The following is a 19,444-nucleotide window of genomic DNA, read 5'->3' on the forward strand; positions in this document are numbered from 1 at the left end:
TATTTCTAATTTTGAAAGTCGTTTGATTTTATACATGTATTAATTTAGGTTCGATATAATCAGCTAAAGAACGAACGCTTGGATCTTGATAAAAATCCCTTAATGATAGTTCAATGGACAATTCTTTTTGCAGTTTGGTCATCATTCGTATTGCCTGCATCGAATCCCCACCTATTTCAAAGAAAGTGTTATTTATCCCTATTTTCCCCACTTCAACTTTTAAAATTTCAGACCATAATTTAGCAATTAGTCGTTGCATTTCTGTAACTGGAGGCTCCCACTTTTGCACCAAATGAGTTGTCTCATTTATAAGTGAATTCAATACTTTATAATCTACTTTTCCATTAGGTGTTAGTGGAATTGACTTAATACGGATAAATTGAGACGGAATCATATAACTTGCTATCTTGTTTTCAAGGAAACGGTATAAGTCCTCAGTTTCAATATCGTACTCGGTTATATAGAATGCAATAAGGCTTTTATTATCCTCCTTATTGCAAGCTAATATAGTACATTTATCAATCTTTGAATGTTTGATCAAGTTTGCTTCAATTTCTCCAAGCTCTACTCTATGACCTTGGATTTTTACTTGATTATCTTCGCGACCTAGCAGTTCAATATTACCGTCCGGTAGATATCGCCCGATATCTCCTGTTTTATAAATCCGTTCTCCAGTTCGTGGATGAATAATAAAACTATTTCGGGTTTTCTCTTCATCTTTCCAATAACCTTTCGCAACCCCTAGACCGCTGATATAAATATCTCCATACCCCCAAATAGGACAATGCTCTAAAAATTTATTTAAAACATATACCTTCTGGTTTTTCATCGGCTTACCATAAGGAATACTCTTCCAATCTGTCTCAATAGTTTCTATAGGGTACAGAATAGACCAAATTGACGCTTCTGTAGCACCACCTAATGAAATAACTTGTAGATTAGTATTTTTCGATAAATCCTTTATTTGATCTGGTAAGGATAGTGGGATCCAATCTCCACTTAACATAATTAATCGAAGAGTTTTTGGAAGACTCAATGTATTACTATAGACATACTCTACTAATAACGACATAAACTGTGGTACTGAATTCCAAATAGTAATTTGTTTTTCATTTATTAATTCAAACCAATGGATAGGATCTAAAACTTTCTCCTTGTCCGGAATTACAATTGTCCCCCCTGTTGCTAACATTCCAAAGAAATCATATACAGATAGATCAAATGTAAAACTAGATAACGCTAAAACTTTATCTTGTGCACCTATAGAAAAACGGTCATTAATATCTAAAATTGTATTCATTGCTGACTGATGAGAAATCATAACGCCCTTTGGATCACCAGTAGAACCAGATGTAAAAATTACATAGGCTAAATCATCAGGATTAACTCTTGCTGGAATCGTATCCTCACTATACGAAGAGAAATCAAAGGTATCCACTTCAACTAAATGTATTGAACGATTTTCTTCAATGTTTAAATCCAACCATGATTGAGTTAGAACAATCTTAACATCTGCCTTTTGAATTAAATAATCGATCCTTTCTTTAGGTAATTCTGGATTTATCGGTAAATAGGCGGCATTTGCTTTAAGTATGGATAATCCACCAATGGCCTGTTCCCATCCTTTATCCATGAAAATACCGATAACCTGATTTTTCTTTGCTCCTAAATCAATTAAATAATTACCAAGAGAATTTGATTTTTTATTTAACTCATGATACGTAAAGTTACGATTAGTGGTCTCAACTGCAATTGCATTTGGGTACTGTAATGCTTGCCTCTCAAAGCTTGTATGCAGGAGTTCCTTTTCCCAATCTTGTTCTGTATCATTTATTAGGGCTCTTAATTCTTTCTGATTATTCGGAATTAAAGAAATTACAGTTTGTTCCCAGATTTCATCTTCTATAGCTAACTTCTCAACAAACGACCAATAAGATTCAAACATTTCTTTAATAAACCCATCAGGATATACTTCTTCTACAACATCCCAATTGCACAGCAATCGTTTAGTATCTTCCCAAACACCACAATCGAGCCATACTTGGGATGTTTGTGTAATTCCATCTTCACTTACAGGCTTAAATGGAATCGGTGTATCTTCTTGATCAGGCACTGGGACCACAAGTGCCGAGGTAAATACAACAGGCATCTTTGCTTGGGTTGCTTCTCCTTGGACACTTGTCATAGCTCTAAGTACTTCCACTCCAGAAATATAATTATGCTCTAAATCTATCCATAAATCTTTTTGAATTTTTCGAGCCCTTTCAATAAATGTAATATCCATTTGTTGATTAATTGCTAATAGCGTTAATGAAGTGAATTCTCCTACAATGTCTGTAACTTGCGGATGAACGGCATGCCTGCTTAAAAACGTCAAATTCAATGAAAATGCAGATTCCTTACTCCAAGCAGCAAATACTTCTGCATGTATGGCTAATAATAAAGCAGTAACAGTAATTCCATAACTACTCGCTTTTTTCTTTAATACTTCCCACCGTTCCCTTTCTAAGACTCGATGATATCGAGTAAACTTTGGATTATGAATTGAACGTGGATTTCTTGCTATTGGGAAATCAGGAGCAGGAGGCAATGATTTGACTTTTTTGTACCAATACTCTCTTGCTTCTTTATATTTTGGGGAATTCTTAATAATTTCTTGTTCGGCAAATACATAATCTCTAAATGAAAAATCTAATACAGGTAGCATCTCTGACTTACCTTCGTATAGAACAACCAACTCTCTAACTAAATTGACAAAGCTCCAGACATCCCAAAAAAGGGCATCTGTTGAAAAATGAATTCGTGCTTTATTTTGAGGTAACTTTGTGATCCGAAGGTCGAAGGTTGGCCATTCAGTCACACATAATTGTTGATGAGACATTTCATTTCTTACCTCTTGTAAACCACTAGCACACTGTTCCTCATTTAAATTCTCTAAATCTTGTACTTTAATTTTATAATACGGAACCTCTTTTAAAGTTTGTTGGTACCCATCTTCTGTAATAATCGTCCGCAGCATTTCATGACGGTTAATTAATTGATTCCATGCTTGCTCAAAAGCCTCAATCCTTAAATCTTCAGCTTCTAACTCATCATAGCTATGTGTTGTAACATTTCCTAACTCAAATATTTCCTGTCTGCCTACCCAATACGCTTGCTGTACATCAGTTAATGGGAAAGGCTTATACTTATCTTCCTTTCTAGGTTGATATTCAGGAAGATCATATTCTTCATTCTGCTCCTCCCCCTCAAGCTTTGAAATGTATTTAGCTAATTTTGATATAGTTGCATTTTCAAATATTGCCTTTAGTGGGACATTTATATGAAAAGCTTTACGAATTTGACTAGTGATTTGCATCGCCATAAGCGAGTGGCCGCCTAACTCAAAGAAATTATCATTAACTCCAATTCTTGGTTGTTTAAATGTTTGTTCCCAAATGTCTTGTAACATACTTTCAACTAAGGTTCTTCCCGAGATATAGGAGGATATATACTTTTCTAAATCAGGAAGTGGTAACAATTTGCGATTAACTTTTCCATTAGCATTGAGTGGAATATGATCGATTTTAATAAATTGATTTGGAACCATATAATCAGGTACATACTTTTTCATATGGGCTCTTATTTCTTTTGTTGAAACTTCTTTTTCACTTTCTACATAATAGGCGATTAGTTGTTTTTCATCATTTTCACCAACATCAACTACAATACCTTCTTTTAAATGAGCAAGCTTTAGAAGAACAGAGCTCACCTCATTGAGCTCAACACGAAAACCTCTAATTTTTACTTGACTGTCCATTCTACCAACAAGTTCAACATTCCCATCAGGTAAAAATCTAGCTAAATCTCCTGTTTTATAAATAAATGAGTTCTCTTTCCCTAGTGAATGATAGATAAATCTTTCGTTTGATAATTCTTTTCGATTCTTATAACCTTTAGCGACTCCTCTCCCACCGACGTATAGTTCCCCAACTACACCATAGGGTACGATGTTTCGCTTAGAGTCTAAAATAAACATTTGTTTATTAGCAAGGGGCTTTCCAATGGGAACAGTAGATACTTCAGGTAAATACTCCCCATTCCATTCAAAATAAGATGTATCGATTGTATCTTCCGTTAAGCCATATGAGTTGATTAATCTTGTTTCTGCATTCAAATATAATCGAAAATATTTATATTCGTTCATATACCAAATATCAGAGCCAAGAACTATAATTTTTATTTGGTCTAGTTTTTGTTTGCTATCCTCGCAATACTGAATAAGATGACGGAAAACTGCTGGGACAAATTCTGCAAAATCAATTTTTTCCTTTACAATTAATTCATATAATTCTCTTGAGTTTGTCAAATACTCTGGAGGACATAAAACAAGTTTTGCACCAGATAAAAGCGCACGAATGATATCTCCAGTGCAAACATCAAAGGAAAAGCTCGCCATTTGTAAATGATTTTTTATTCCATTATTCAAAGCATATGCTTTTTCCCAGCCATAGTAAGCATTAAGAAGATTTCCATGAGAAATAATCGCTCCTTTAGGCTGTCCAGTAGTCCCCGAAGTATAGATGATATAAGCAGTGTCATCTAAATCGATTTCTTCCCCTTGATAATTTTCATTCATTTCGCTCAATTTTTCTTTAATTGTGTTGTTTAGAACAATAACTTCATTTAAACCCAGAGATACATCTGGATTGAAGTTATAAGAAGTAATAAGGACTTTGATACCGCTATCTTTTATAATAAATTCTTGCCTTTCAATAGGATACTGAGGATCTATAGGAATATAAGTCGCCCCTAATTTTAATACTGCCAAAATACTAGTAACCATTTCGATTGATTTATCAACTGATATTCCAACCAAAACATTTTTTTTGACACCCTTTATATTCAAATAGTTAGATAAACGGTTTACTTCCTTATTTAATTCATCGTATGTTACTGAATGATCTTTGTAAGAAAGAGCAATATGATCCTTGTTTTCTTGAACAACCTTCTCAAACAATGTCATTACAGTATTAGAAGCGTTAAAAGGTATTTTTGGACCACTTCCTAATGCAACTAGTTCTTCTTTTTCTTTTTCTGACATTAAATTTAAATGAAAGATATTCTGTTCTGGATTTTCCGAGATTTGACCCAATAAATGTAAATAATGAGATGCCATCCTTTCGATTGTATCTCTTTCGAATAATTCTGTATTATACTCAAATACAATTTTAGGTAGAACATCCCCACTTCCTTCGAAAATATCTAATGATAAATCAAATTTGGATGTTCCTGGATTTACATGTTCGAAATCAACAGTTAGATTTTCTAATTGTATGGAAGGAATGGCATTTTGATAAGAGAATAGCACTTGAAATATTGGATTGTAACTTAGCTCTCTAGTCGGTCGTATACATTCTACGACGGAATCAAATGAAACATTTTTATTTTCAAAAACCTTTAAGGAATTAGATTTTACTTGCTTTAATAAATCTGTAAAAGTTATTTGGTCTGATAATTTTGTTCTAATAGGTAAAGTGTTCACAAATAAACCAATCAAGTCTTCTATCTCTGATTGATCCCGGCATGAGATGGGGAATCCTACAGTTATATCGTTCTGGTTTGTATAACGACTAAGCAGGACTTTAAATGCTGCAAGAGTTATCATAAATAATGTTGTATCGTTCTTTTTACATACACCGGCTAACTGATTGTAGATATCTCTAGGCATCTCTAACGAGTATAAATCTCCCTTATGATGCTGTTCCCTTGGCCGTTTATAATCTAAAGGCAGATTAAGTAATTCTGTACACCCTTCTAATTCCTTCCGCCAAAATACTAACTGCTTTTCCCTTTTTTCTTCCGTCATATAGGATTTTTCCCACTCAACATAATCAGTATATTGAAGTACCTTACTATCAACGGCTTGTATTATATTTCCTTCCTCTAACTGTTTATAAGTTGTTAATAGCTGTTTGATAAAGTTTTCAAGTGACCAACCATCAAAAATAATATGATGGAAGGATAAAATAAGTAGAAATTCCTGTTCTTCTATTTGTAAAAGAGTAGTGCTCCATAAGGGACCCTGTTCTAAATAAAATGGCTGTTGAAGAATATCAGTAATACGTTGTTGAATCTGATCATTAGAAAAGCCTTGTACGTCGTTCAACTCTAAATTTATCCGATTTAATTGATTATTAATTTTTTGGTATCCTTCTCCATTTTCGTCGGCCCAAAAATGCATACGTAGAATATCATGTCTCTGGTTTATTAGATTAAGTGCTTCTTCCAAAACTTTTGGGTTTAATGAGCCTTTGAATCTTAAGCAACCAGGAATATTATAAAAAGGATTTCCATAATCAAGATTTTCTAGAAAATATAGCCTTTGTTGACTTGAAGATAGAGGGAAAGAAGTTTTCTCTCTTTCCCCCGGAACAATCTTTTTCTTTTCTTTATTTAGTTTTTTTTGTAACTCTTTTTTTATTAACTCTTTTTTCTCTTCTGATAACTTAGATATATTATCCAATAATCTATTCGTCACACCTATTCTCCTTCTTCACTTGCTGAAATTTCTTTTAAGACTGCCTCTATTTCCGTTTGTGAATACGATTCCATCTCACTTATAAGCTCAGAAAGTTCAACATCCTCTTTTAACTGAATTGATTCAAAGATGGTTATAAGAATCTGTTCGGATAAATCTAAAATATTAATTCCTTTTAATAAATCTACAACAGCCATTTCTACATTTAAGTCGCGTTCGATAAAATTCTTTAATTCAATGGATATCATAGAGTCTAACCCCCAACTTGTTAAAGATTGCGAAAGGTTTAATTTCTTTTTACTCATCCTTAAAACAGTCGATACAGTGTCTAGCAAATATTCTTGAATGGCACTTAACTTATCACTATCTTCTTCTAAACTGTGAATTTTTGCTAAAATACTCTCTGTCTGTTTCGAATCCATTGTTTTTGTAGTTGAGGCTGAATCGATTAAATTAGAAATCATCAGTGGTGTATACTCGACTGGATAATTTCTTTTTGCGATTTTATCCCAATCTGCACCTAACACTGCTAATTGAGATTTTGATTGACTTAGAATCATTTCTAAGCACTTTAATCCCTCGTCTGGAATCATTGGATATAAACCTCTGTCAGTAAAGAAGGTATTTAAATCCAATTTTGTAGCCATCCCTACTTCTTTCCAAGGTCCCCAGTTGACACTAATAGTACGTTTTCCAATAGAATTTCTATAATAAGATAGTGCATCGAGAAAGGCATTGGCTGCTGAATAATTACTTTGACCTGGAGAAACAACAAGTGAAGCAACTGAAGAATACAATATTAAAAATTCTAATTCCTTATCATTAAAATACTCGTGTATATTCCATGCACCCCAGATTTTCGGTCGTAGAATACTATTAAATTCCTCCACTCCCATGTCTTTCATTAACTGCGGCTTTGCAGTACCTGCTGAATGAATTACACCTTTGACCTCTGGTAGGCCCATTTTATAGAATTTATCCATATATTCAGTCAATTGTTCTTTATTAGTAATATCAACAGATGATACATGAATAGTTGCCCCTAATCGTTCCAACTCAATAATAGAATTAATTTTTGTATAATGAGGATTATTACTGTCTATCTCCCCCCAACTTTCTCTATCCGGAAGTTGAGTTCTCCCCATTAGAATAAAGTGGCGTGCCCCCTTCGAAATCATCCATTTTGCTGTAACGATTCCTAAAGAACCAAGTCCTCCTGTAATTAAATACGTTACTGATGGATTAAAAACAACAGGGAAAGGCTTTGGGTGACTTTCACTAAAAAGATTCTTTTCCAATCTAGCTACAAACCTTTTCCCATCTCTGTAAGCAATTTGATCCTCGTTATCTTCATATAAGATTTCATTTAAAATGTTTTTTGAATCTTCATCATAATCATGAATATCTATATCTATTATTCCTCCAAAGAGGTGGTAGAATTCTTGATGACCAATAACTCGCGCCATACCCCATATACTGGATTGGGAAACGTTTACTAAATCATTATCTACTATCTGTTGCGCGCCCCTAGTAATCAGCCAGATTAGTCCTTCTTTGTTGGTTACTTTACTATCTGAGAGAGCTCTTAATAACAATAAAACTGAGTTTGTCGTTAATGTCTCTGCTCTTTCTAAAAGATTCAAATCTAATGCTTCATTGTCTAATAAATCAAGACTCCATAAATGAAGGATCCGTTTACAATTATATGTATCCAATAATTTTTTATATGAATCTTGATCTTTAGCATCAATAACTGTAGTGGATTGTGCGTTTTCTAAAGAATGATGTACTAGTTTAACCTTCTCACCTACCTTTTCTAGTAAAGAAGCTATTCTATATCCAACTCCCCCTTTATCAGCAAAAATAAGCCAATATTCTTCACCTATAGCTACTTTCTTCTCTTCTTTCTTCAGTTTCGATTCCTTCCACTGTAATTCATAAATTCTTTGTTGATCGGATGATGAATGATTTGCATCTCGTAAAGAAACTGCTTTACATTGATTAATTTCTAAAATTACTTCACCCTGTTCATTTACTAAATAAATATCACCAATTAGATTACCTTCAGATTTTTCACTTATTTTTGCGTATATCCACATATCTTTAGTTAGAGAGTGATATACTTTACCTTTCCCGATTTCAATAGGCATATATACGGTAGGGGTTTGCTCGAATGGCAAGGCTGCAGCCATTACTTGAAAGCACAAATCCAACACTGCAGGATGAATAGTATAATCGTTAATATCTTTTAAAAGTTCTGCTTTTATTTGAATGCGGCCGAAAGATTCATTTTTACTTTGATTTCTCCATAACTGTTCTATTCCTTGGAATTGTTCACCATACTCTAAGCCTAATGTTTTAAAATGTTGATAACATGCTTGTTTGCTAACTGCATCTGTAATTCGTTTTTTTAAAGCCTCAATTTCTATCTTCCTTGTTGTTGTAGAAACTGGATAAACAACCCCTGTAGCGTTAAGATCCCAAGGAGTTTCTTCTTCATAACCACGACTAAAGATTTGAAACTCACCTTTTTTGTCATTGTATGTGAGATTCATTTCAACATCCTTTTCGTGTGTTAAAAATAGCGCTTTTTTGAATTGAACATTCTCCACACTTAATGTCACATCATCTTTTCCATATATCTCTCTTACAGCGGATAAAGCCATATCTACATACCCAGCACCTGGGAAAACAATTGTACCTTGAATCTTATGATCACCAATAAATGGTGAATTATTAATATTTAACTCGTTTTTCCAGATATAATTTATGGTATCTATCCGTTCACCTAATATTGGATGTGTTTCACTATTTCCTAATCTATCTCGCATCGCTGGTTCTGTTTCTGCCCAATAATACTCTTTTTGCCAAGGATACGATGGGACCTTAGTAGAAAAAGCATTAGAACCATCCATTATTCCCCAATCTAATTCAATTCCGTTGACATACAGTTGCATATAGGTTTGATTAACATATTGAGTTTCTGATTCTTTCCTTCTAAGAGAAGAATGAACATGCCCATCAACTCCACATTGTTTTAAACATTCATAAATGGACGAAGTCAGAACAGGATGTGGACCTATTTCAAGGAACGAGCAGAAATCATTTTTAATAAGTTCTATACAGCCTTCAGCAAACCGAACTGGTAATCTAATATTTTTCCACCAGTATTCAGCATCGAAATATGTTTCATTACATTTTTCCCCATCAACAGTAGAATAGATTGGAATTACTGGTTTATGAGTACGGATGTCTTTTAAAGAATGTAATAATTCTTCTTTAATACTCTCCATGTAATGACTATGATAAGGTACATCTACTTGTAAATATTTACTGAAAACTTTATTAGCATCTAATAATTCAAAAATCTCACCTAGCGCACTCTCATCTCCTACAAGTGTTATTGAAGTGGGACTATTAATAGCAGCGACAGATACAACATCCTCATAATTTTTAATATAGGGTTGGATAGTCTCTTCTGACATGCCAACCGCTAACATTTTCCCTTCTCCAGTTAATAGCTGTTGCAACCTACTTCTTGTGTAGATAACTTTAACAGCATCTTCTAGGCTTAAGATGCCTGATACAAATGCAGCAGCTGCCTCTCCAGCACTATGGCCAATAATTGCAGCAGGTAGAACCCCTTTTGATTTCCATAATTCATAAAGGGCCACTTGAATGGCAAAATTTGCGGGTTGAGAAATCTTTGTTTGTGACATTAATGAATCTCTTTCATTTTTCATCATTTCATCGCGTAAAGACCAACCAGATAAGTTTTGAAAAATTTGATCAATATTATCAATTGTGTTTTTAAATATTTCTTCTTTCTGATACAACTCATGGCCCATCCCCCACCATTGTGGTCCCATACCTGTAAATACAAATACTAATGGAGATTTATTAGTTACAACCCCTTCATATATACAGGAATCTGATTCATCGGATATATAGGCATTAAGTTTATTTTTTAAATCTTTAATCGATTTAGCAATAATTGACAACCTATGCGAATAATGATCCCTTCTACAAGCTAATGTATATCTTAAACTTTTCAATGAAGTTTGATTGCTATCAAGAGATGCTTTTAATTGACTTGCAAAATCATGCAATGCATTTTTATTTTTAGCGGATAACGGTATTAATAAATTTTTCTCAAGTTGATCATTTTCATAGAGATTATTTTGTTCAGGGATATATTCTTCAATTAATACATGTGCATTCGTTCCACCAAATCCAAAAGAATTTACTGCTGCTCTTTTAGGACCTTTTGTTTCTGGCCAAGGTGTGTTTTCTTTTGGAATGGTTAAGCCTAATTTTTCAAAATCAATATCTGGATTGACTTTATTTAAATGGAGATGTTTTGGAATTAAGTTATTTTTCATACTCATAACAGTCTTAATAACACCTGCTATGCCAGCTGCTGCTTCTGTATGGCCTATATTTGTTTTGACAGAACCTATTAACATTTTTTCACCATCTATACGTCCTTTTGAAAAGACATTTCCAATTGCTTTGGCCTCGATTGGATCCCCAACTGGTGTTCCTGTACCATGGGCTTCAATATACTGAATGCTAGAAGGTGAAATATTGTTTTTTTTCATATGTATTTCTCATTAAATCTTCTTGGGCTTGACCATTAGGTACTGTAATACTCGATGTATGACCGTCTTGATTACTTCCTGATGCACGAATAAGTGAATGTATATGATCTCCATCTGCAATAGCTTGAGAAAGTGGTTTCAAAATAATTACTCCTGCGCCTTCCCCACGAACATACCCATTTGCACGACTATCATAGGTTTTTGAACGACCATCTGGTGAAAGCATTCCTGCTTTTGATTCAGCGATAAAATATTCTGGCTTTAACATAACATTTACACCGCCGACTATTGCCATTGAAGATTCATTTTGCAATATGCTTTGACAAGCAAGATGTAAAGCTACTAAGGAAGCGGAACATGCTGTGTCAACAGAAAGTGAGGGTCCTTTCAAATCAAATGCGTAGGATATGCGGTTAGATAATAATGTCATCATTGAACCTGTGGCAGAATGTGAATCAATTCCGCGTCGGTTACTTTCTGTAAATTGCAACAATTTCCAATCTAGAGTAAATGCTCCTATAAAAACGCCTACGTTTCTTCCGGCTAAATTTTCAGTTGGTAACCCAGCATCCTCAATTGCTTCATGTGTCACTTCTAACAACAAACGTTGTTGGGGGTCTAATAAGCTAGCCTCTCTTGGCGATATTCCAAAAAACTCAGCATCAAACTCTGCAACTTTATCGAGAAATCCTCCCCATTTAGCTCTAGTTTTACCTCTTTTTTTGTTATAAGTATCATAATAACGATTAATACTCCATCTATCCTTTGGAATCTCCGTAATAGAGTCCTTCCCATTTTTGATGTTATTCCAAAACTGCTCTGGATTATTACTGCCTCCGGGAAATCTACATCCCATCCCAATAATAGCAATTGGTTCATTTTTTTCGCTCATGCACCCATCTCCTTTGTAATTTTATAGAAAAAATATAACATATTGTAAATTTTATTTTTCCTGATTATTCATTTTTCAATAATTTGTAATATTTTACTTATTTAAACTTAGTTATAAGAAGAAAGTTATTGATAAAATTCAATTTAAGGGATAAAATATTTAATTTACAACTTATGGTATTTTTAGAATTTTTTCTATAATATAACATATTTACAAAAAATATTTTAGAATTTTTATATATTTCATCTTTTTGTAATAATTAGTTAAATTATAATTAGGTATAAATAGGAAAACATTGATAAAATTACAAATTAAGAATAAAATTCTTATTATTACTATTTAGTTAATAATTTATTGAAGCAAATATATTTTTTGGAGGTAATTTAATGAGCGAAGAGTATCATGCGATTTTTGGGACGGGTCCACTGGGACTAGCAATTATGGATCAACTTATTCAAGAAAACAAAAAAGTGCTCTTAGTAAACAGGAGTGGAAAAGCAAATGCTCCACAATCTGTAAAAATCATAAAAGGAGATGCTACTAAACTTGAAAGTGTAATAGATATTTGTAATTCTTACAAAATTTCAGTCATTTATCATTGCCTAGGTCTTCCCTATTCATCTTGGTCTGACTTATTCCCACTTATGATGAGTAATATCATTGAGGCAGCGTCAATCCATAATATCAAAATAGTCTATGCAGATAATCTCTATGCATACGGTCCACAAAACAAATCTCTACATGAAAATGATCCATATAATACTATTGGTAAAAAAACTAAAGTAAGAGCTGAGGTAGCAACAAAATTAATGAATGCTCATAAAGCGGGTAAAGTAAAAGCAACTATTGGAAGAGGTACGGATTTTTTTGGACCACGTGTCAAAACATCTGCCTTAGGTGAGCAGGTAATAAAAAATTTAATGCTCGGCAAGCCAGCAGATGTTTTAGGTAATCCTGATGCAAAACACTCTTATATTTTTATACGAGATTTTGCTAAAGGACTTATAATATTGGGGGAAAATGAAGAAGCATTTGGTGAAATTTGGCACATACCAACCAATGAACCTACTACAACAAGATTAATAGTACAAAAAATTGCAGAAGAGCTGGGAACTACAGCTAAGTTTAGGGTTGCTGGAAAATTCATTGTTAATATAGCAGGAATATTTAACTCAGACATGAGAGAACTTAAAGAATTAATGTATCAACATTTACATGATTTTGTTGTAGATTCAGAAAAATTTCAGAGAAAATTTTCGTTTTCTAATACACCTCAGGAGGAGGCAATTTACCAAACTGTCGAGTGGTATAAAACAAAGTATGAGTAATTTTCAGCAGAACTAGCGGTTTTCATCCGCTAGTTTTTTTATTGACTAATTCTTCAAAAAAATATTTACGTAGGATTCATACTCAAACTTCTTTTACATATCTTGAATTGACTGAATATTCTATATCGAGGGAGGTTTTTAATGGAAGCAAAAAATTTTAGGCCACGTAATGTAATTTTTATGACGGTTGTTGTAGGTGTCTCTGTGTTAATTGGCCAAGCTATTTATGTCTTGTTTATTGATGTACCTTTTCCATAAGAAAGATTTATATCTTTAATTGACTAAGTAAATATTTCCCATTATTGATTATTTCCTGATGATTCGGTTTCCATTTTTGTGCCTCTAGATTATGCTGATAGGCATTTTCAAATAACCGTAACTCCCTGTATAAAAGGCTTAATTGTAAATGAGGAATCCATGTTGAATAAGCACGCTTTTGGATAGTCATTGTATCGGCAGGAGCTTGTTGCAAGGCTTGAGAGTACCAGTAAATAGCCTCTTTATGTTTTAATTGCTCCATAAAAAATTGGCCCATTCGGCAACATGCTTCTGGCTTTGGTCGATCATATAAGAAAGATTGCAAAACAGCTTGCTGTGCTTGTTGATCATCATGTAAACGTCGATAGCATTCCCCTACATGTAAACAAGCCTCAATGCGATTATCTGTAGTGCCTAAGTTGCTATCCAAAAATAGGTTGTATTGATTAATAGCTTCTAGGTAACGGTGATGCAATTTTAGTTCATTGGCATAATGAAATTTCTCAATTGCTGAAAGAGAATGTCCATTCTTTATTAATCCCTCATAAATATTTATATTGCGATGAATATCTTTCGTTAACGGTAAATGTGTGACAGCTATATCACTATGAAAGAGCTGCCCTGACACCTTTAAATTCTCATGAACAGTACCCTCCCATTGAAAATGATTGGCCCTTTTTACTAGACGAAACTTTCGTTCACTACACTCCACTTCCCCATCACAATCAAGCGTCAAATAATAATCCATTGTTACAGCATCAATAGAAGGAAATAATGTTTGCTTTAGTTGGCTGAACTTGTGCTGATTTTCCTTTGTCATAATATCATCAGCATCAAGCCATAAAATATAGTCTTTTGTTGCCTGCTGAAAGGAAAAATTTCGTGCTTTGGCAAAATGATTACACCAGGAAAAGTCATAAATTCGAGAGGTAAAATTTTGAACAATCTCTTTTGTACGATCAGTTGAACCAGTATCAATAATATTAATCTCATCCACGAGGTGCTGAACCGAATCTAAGCATCTTTCAATCGTACATTGTGCATTTCTAACAATCATACATAAACTAATCGTTAACATCTGTCCCCTCCTTAGCAATGGTTTAATTTATGCTAATGTAGTATTTTATCGAAAAAATTTTTCGATTATCACCTAACTCTGTAAATTTATAATGTAAAACAAAAAAACGAACGCGATTTACGTTCGTTTTTTCTAGCAATTGAAATCCTATTGAATCAAGATAAATATTGCTCACGCCATGTTAATTGTTCTTTGTCTGTAAGCTGTTGCTCTAAATGATGATCCCATTGATTGAGTAATGTATTCCATACTCGTACAAATACTATATCCTGTTCCTTATCATAAAGAACAAACTCTAAACATGGGCTATCATTAATTTGTTGAGCTTCTGTTCGAACAATTTTTGCGATGACTTTCTGAGAGCTACCTTCCTCTTCTTCATCCGCTTCCTGCAAAGCTGCAATCACCATGGACTCCTCAAATTGTTCCTGTTGTTCTGCCTCTTTGTCAATATAACGATAAAGCTCTGGCAATTCATCATATTCATCATTCCTCGTATCGATAGTGAGAAACGATTGATGGCAAGGACTAAAGTAAAGCGTGGAGGTTTCTTCCTCTAGTTCTTCTTCAAAAATACCTCTTTCTAGCTGCCTCTGTCCTTTTTCAGTTAGCCTATAGAAATCATCTTCATTCCTCACAAGGTTTACTCGAATCATTAAAGAAACCAAGTCTTCAATAAATAACGGGTCTACAAGCAATAACTCGCTCAATTCCTGTGCGTTGCTAAAATCCGCCTCTTGAATACTAAGCAGAAGCATTGTCATTAAGACATCCATTGTTGAACGACGAACAGGCTCATAGGTCACATCAACTGTTCGAATGGGAATACACCATTCAGCCGTTTTGACAATCTTAATATTACGATTCTGCTGAAGCTCACGCATTAGTCGTTGTTGTAATTTTGACAATCTATATCACCAATCCTTCATGATTACGTAAGCCATCGTAGGATTTTACTGTTTTTAACAAATTCGCATACATCTCTCTTGTCTCTTGATGTTTTGCACGTTTTGCAAACATTTCTGCACTTCCAACAAGCAGTAGTAACTCACGGGCACGAGATAGCGCGACATTTAATCGACGATAATCTCTAGCAAAGCCAATATCCCCGCCTTTAGGTGTATTACGAACCATGCTCACTAAAATGACATCCATTTCCATCCCTTGGAATTTATCAACAGTCCCTGTTCTAAATTGCAGATGTGGTAGCTGTAATTCTTGCTGAAGAAGGCGATTAATTTTCTTTACCTGCTCACCATAGAAACTGATGACACCAACGCTTTTTTGAGCATCCTGCGGCATACGGCCTGCTTCTTTTGCTGCCTTCACAGCTTCATTGAGATCTAGTAAAATACGTCTAATTGTGAGCAATTCTCCTTCATTAAAACGACTCGTTCCCCCTTTTACTTGCTCCTCTAAATAAGGTTTTTCTGTTGGAATATCAATCCACAGTAAATGGTCATCACGTTTTATAAACTGCCCTTCTAAGCCATGATCTCTTGCTGCATCCGAATCTGGTAAACCACATTGCAAGCCATTTTCTTCTTCCGCATAAAACGGTGTGATACTTTGCATGATTTTCTCATGCATGCGGTATTGCAATGCTAGCATTTGCTTATGTGTTGGTGGCAAATTATTAAATAAACGCTCAAATAATGATTCACGCAACAGATTTTTTAATTCCTGTGCGCCTTCAAAGTTTGGATTTTCTTCTAGCATTGCCTTTAATGTTTCCTCCAGCGTATCATCCCCAAGTAATGGTGGTAGCTGATGATGATCACCTACTAAAATAACTTTCTTCCCCTTTAGCATTGGTAAGAGCAATTCTGGTGGTGTTGCCTTTGAAACTTCATCAATAATAACCACATCAAAGGTCGGATAATTTTCCATAAACTCCTTACTGGCAGAAGCTACGCATGTTGTACCAATAACGTTCGCATGTCGCACATACAATTTTCGAATTTCATCTAAATCATATTCTGTTGCGTTTTGTAATTTTTCACGCCATTGTTCTTGTAGTTTTTTGTGAAGAGGTAGCTGTTTTTCCTGACGTTGGAATGCTTCGATTGCTTGCTTTGCAGTTTGAATAGCTTCTTTCACCTCTTCAGCCGTTCGTTCTGGCATAGATTGTAAGAGCTTTGTATAGGTAGCTAGTTGCTTTTCTTTCTTCAATCCTGCTATATTAATATCTTTTATTTGTTCTTCTATAAGCGTTAGCTGCTGTTCTACTTCCTGCAAGTTTGTTTGGACAGTCTGTAAAGAGGCTTGTTTAGGAATGAGTTGTACTTTAGCCTGTTCCACTGCCTCCAGTTGCTGCTTTGCTTGTAGAAGAGACTCTCTAGCTTGTGAGGCAAGAATTTTTAAATATTCTACAGATTCTTCTGGTTCTTCAGTAATTTGAAAGGCGTTTGCTAATTGTTGTAACCGCTCAGTATGCTGTATAAATGGTTGGAGCTGCCGCTGGTAACTTTGCACATCGAAGCTAGTTATTGCACACTCCTGATGAATTAAAGTTACTAGATTTTTACGAAAAGTTTCGTATTCCTGATCTTTATGCTCTTGCTGTTGCTTTAGTGCTATTCCCTTTTGCCAAACAAAATCACGACGCATATATAGCCCGAGCAAATAACTTTCAATAACATCACTTGCTGGTGCTTGACCATCTTGAAAAGCCGTGTTTAATTGTGCAAATACACCAGTAAGGTTTTGCAAAGAAAACGATTGTACTGGTTGTAGTCTACTTTTAGCAAGGGCACGCTCCTTGACTTCATGCGTAACCAAAGCCTCTAGCTTCACAATTGCCTTTTGTAAACGAGCATTAATCGTTGACCATGCCTCTAAATCTTTCGCATCCTCTAAATGCTGCAAGCGACCTATTTGTTGCGAAAGTACATGAGAAGGGCGAATTTGATAATGTTGTAAAAAACGCTGAATAAGCTCAAATGAGGTTAAGGTGTATATATATTTTTGCGCTTCCTTCATGATTACTAGACGATTACTTTCGATTTCATATTTCTGCTGTATCTCTTCAAATTGCTGTGTTAACTGGTGCTTTTGTTCTTGTAGTTCTTTATATTGAGCAGCAGCCTCTAGATGTTTCACTTTTTCAGTAGTTTCCTCAATCGTACGCTGTAGTTGCTCGACTGAAGGGTAATCAGCAAGTGTCTGTTCAAGCTGCTGTACAATTGGCTCAATTTGTGCGAGCTGTTTTTCATAATGCTCTTTTTGAGTCTCACATGTTTGTTGCTCTGTTTTAACAGCCTTCAATTCTTTTTTTAATGCTTGAATCTCTTGCTGTAAAATGGGTTCTTCCATAGCTGCCTGCTCTTTTGCAGCAATTTCCTGTGTTAATTGCTCTAGCCATTGCTCTAATTTCTCTAGCTCATCTTTTGCTTTTACAAGGTTTGCTTCTAGCTCTTGCTGAAGTTCTGGAAATATTGTAATTGCTTCTTCAATCGCAGCAAGTGTCTGCTCACGCCATTGAAGCGCAACATTTTCCTCTATGAATTTTTTACCCTCTTCCTCAATACTTTCCGTTCTACCATAGCGTAAAATTCGAATTTCTTGATTGGACAGTAAGCGTCCTAATGCATTATCTACAGCTAAATTAGACTGTGAGGCAACAAGTGTTTTTAAGCCTGCTTTAACATTTTGCTGACAAATCTCTGAAATGACAGTTGTTTTCCCCGTACCAGGTGGACCCTGAATGACATACAAATCCTCAACAGATAGTGCACCTAAAACGGCTCGTCGTTGATATTCATTTAAATTATTATGAAACTCAATATCTTCGCGTAGCTTAGATGCCCGAACTACAGGACGCCGCTCAAACAGTATGGTTTCTAAATTAGGGTTTACTGCCTCACCCTTTTCTAGCTTTGTAAAACCATTACGTAGTCGTCGAATTTGGCTTAATGTTGCAAAATTACTAAAGCTCGCTTGTTTGGAACGAAGATTCAGCTGGTCCTTGCGAGCCAAATCCTGTATAAAAGGCTTTACATCAATTTCTACCGTTTGCTTTCCTGCATTAGCCTTAATAACCTGTCCTATCTCGCCTCGAATTCCTTGAATGCTAACACTTAACCCCTCTAGCTTTTTCCATTCTTTACTCTTTATGTAGGGACATACAATGGTTAAGCGTGTAAAATCTTCATTGAAATAGCTTTGCTTAAATTCTGTATGAATATCATCAATGGTTGCATCTCGTTCTTGTATTTTTAAATAGCCTTCCCAGCTGGCTATACGTTTTTTTACATACTCTGTACGTTCCTCTGCAATCGGTAGCTGTCTTATTTTGGTGTGAAGCTCAAGTGGAATACCTGCTCCATTATTAGGCTTCGTCACAAATTGTAATGCGGCTGCTAAGCGACGATTTGTGTTAATAGGTCCACGCATATGGACAAATCGAATATTGGTTGCCAGCAATCCTTCCACCTTTAGCACACAATCCATAATAACCGTTTTCTCAGTAAGAATATCGATTAATTTTTCATTGTCCTCCGCATTAAAATAGATGGATAAAAAGGTTTCACCAACTGTTTTTGCTTTTCGTTTTTCAATATAGACAGTAAAAGATCTTTGTAACGCAAAAAAGGCATGCTCGTTTGCTGAGCATTCCTCTACCGCTTCCTTCGCCTTATTGGTCAAAATAAGATTACAGCGTTGTTTTTCTAGTAAAGCGATGTCCTGCATGAGCAGCCCTCCTTCCTGAGTCACTAAAGTTTTATTTTATCACATACTAAAACAATACTTACAAAGAAAAATCCC

General features: G+C 34.8%; 7 protein-coding genes. 1 reads left to right on the plus strand and 6 read right to left on the minus strand.

What is annotated here, in order from left to right; all coding sequences use genetic code 11:
* Window positions 1-28: 28 nt before the first annotated feature.
* From HXV90_RS13335 to HXV90_RS13345, 3 genes are read right to left on the minus strand one after another with little or no spacing between them, the layout of a single operon-like run.
* Window positions 29-6,520, minus strand: a complete 6,492-nt coding sequence (locus HXV90_RS13335) for a non-ribosomal peptide synthetase (protein WP_269897402.1) — start codon at window positions 6,518-6,520, stop codon at window positions 29-31.
* A 2-nt stretch (window positions 6,521-6,522) separates the two neighbouring features.
* Window positions 6,523-11,121 (minus strand): type I polyketide synthase, encoded by a 4,599-nt coding sequence (locus tag HXV90_RS13340; RefSeq protein WP_269897403.1) that lies wholly within the window; start codon window positions 11,119-11,121, stop codon window positions 6,523-6,525.
* Window positions 11,093-12,013: a beta-ketoacyl synthase N-terminal-like domain-containing protein gene (locus HXV90_RS13345; protein ID WP_269897404.1), complete on the minus strand. Its 921-nt coding sequence runs from the start codon at window positions 12,011-12,013 to the stop codon at window positions 11,093-11,095. The genes HXV90_RS13340 and HXV90_RS13345 overlap by 29 nt, the downstream gene beginning before the upstream one ends.
* Window positions 12,014-12,399: 386 nt before the next feature.
* Between HXV90_RS13345 and HXV90_RS13350 the strand changes: the two genes are divergently transcribed.
* On the plus strand, window positions 12,400-13,341 hold the full coding sequence (locus HXV90_RS13350) for an NAD-dependent epimerase/dehydratase family protein (RefSeq protein WP_257961666.1): 942 nt from the start codon (window positions 12,400-12,402) through the stop codon (window positions 13,339-13,341).
* 265 nt (window positions 13,342-13,606) lie between these two features.
* Here HXV90_RS13350 and HXV90_RS13355 read toward each other — a convergent pair whose 3' ends face one another.
* From HXV90_RS13355 to HXV90_RS13365, 3 genes are all read right to left on the minus strand, one after another.
* On the minus strand, window positions 13,607-14,677 hold the full coding sequence (locus HXV90_RS13355; RefSeq protein ID WP_269897405.1) for a glycosyltransferase family 2 protein: 1,071 nt from the start codon (window positions 14,675-14,677) through the stop codon (window positions 13,607-13,609).
* Between the two features lie 155 nt (window positions 14,678-14,832).
* Entirely contained in the window at window positions 14,833-15,585 is a 753-nt protein-coding gene (locus HXV90_RS13360) for a hypothetical protein (RefSeq protein ID WP_269897406.1), read from the minus strand.
* 1 nt (window position 15,586) lies between these two features.
* The gene (locus tag HXV90_RS13365) at window positions 15,587-19,369 is read right to left on the minus strand and encodes a DEAD/DEAH box helicase (protein ID WP_269897407.1); all 3,783 of its coding nucleotides are present in this window, start codon (window positions 19,367-19,369) and stop codon (window positions 15,587-15,589) included.
* Between the last annotated feature and the right edge of the window lie 75 nt (window positions 19,370-19,444).

The sequence above is a fragment of the Lysinibacillus sp. JK80 genome (genome assembly GCF_027557635.1).
Classification (GTDB): Bacteria; Bacillota; Bacilli; order Bacillales_A; family Planococcaceae; genus Lysinibacillus; species Lysinibacillus capsici.

Bases quoted from the DNA above. Each gene is read 5' to 3' on its own strand.
- HXV90_RS13345 (WP_269897404.1), bottom strand. From the start codon at position 12,013: ATGAGCGAAAAAAATGAACCAATTGCTATTATTGGGATGGGATGTAGA.
- HXV90_RS13355 (WP_269897405.1), bottom strand. From the start codon at position 14,677: ATGTTAACGATTAGTTTATGTATGATTGTTAGAAATGCACAATGTACG.
- HXV90_RS13350 (WP_257961666.1), top strand. From the start codon at position 12,400: ATGAGCGAAGAGTATCATGCGATTTTTGGGACGGGTCCACTGGGACTA.
- HXV90_RS13340 (WP_269897403.1), bottom strand. From the start codon at position 11,121: ATGAAAAAAAACAATATTTCACCTTCTAGCATTCAGTATATTGAAGCC.
- HXV90_RS13365 (WP_269897407.1), bottom strand. From the start codon at position 19,369: ATGCAGGACATCGCTTTACTAGAAAAACAACGCTGTAATCTTATTTTG.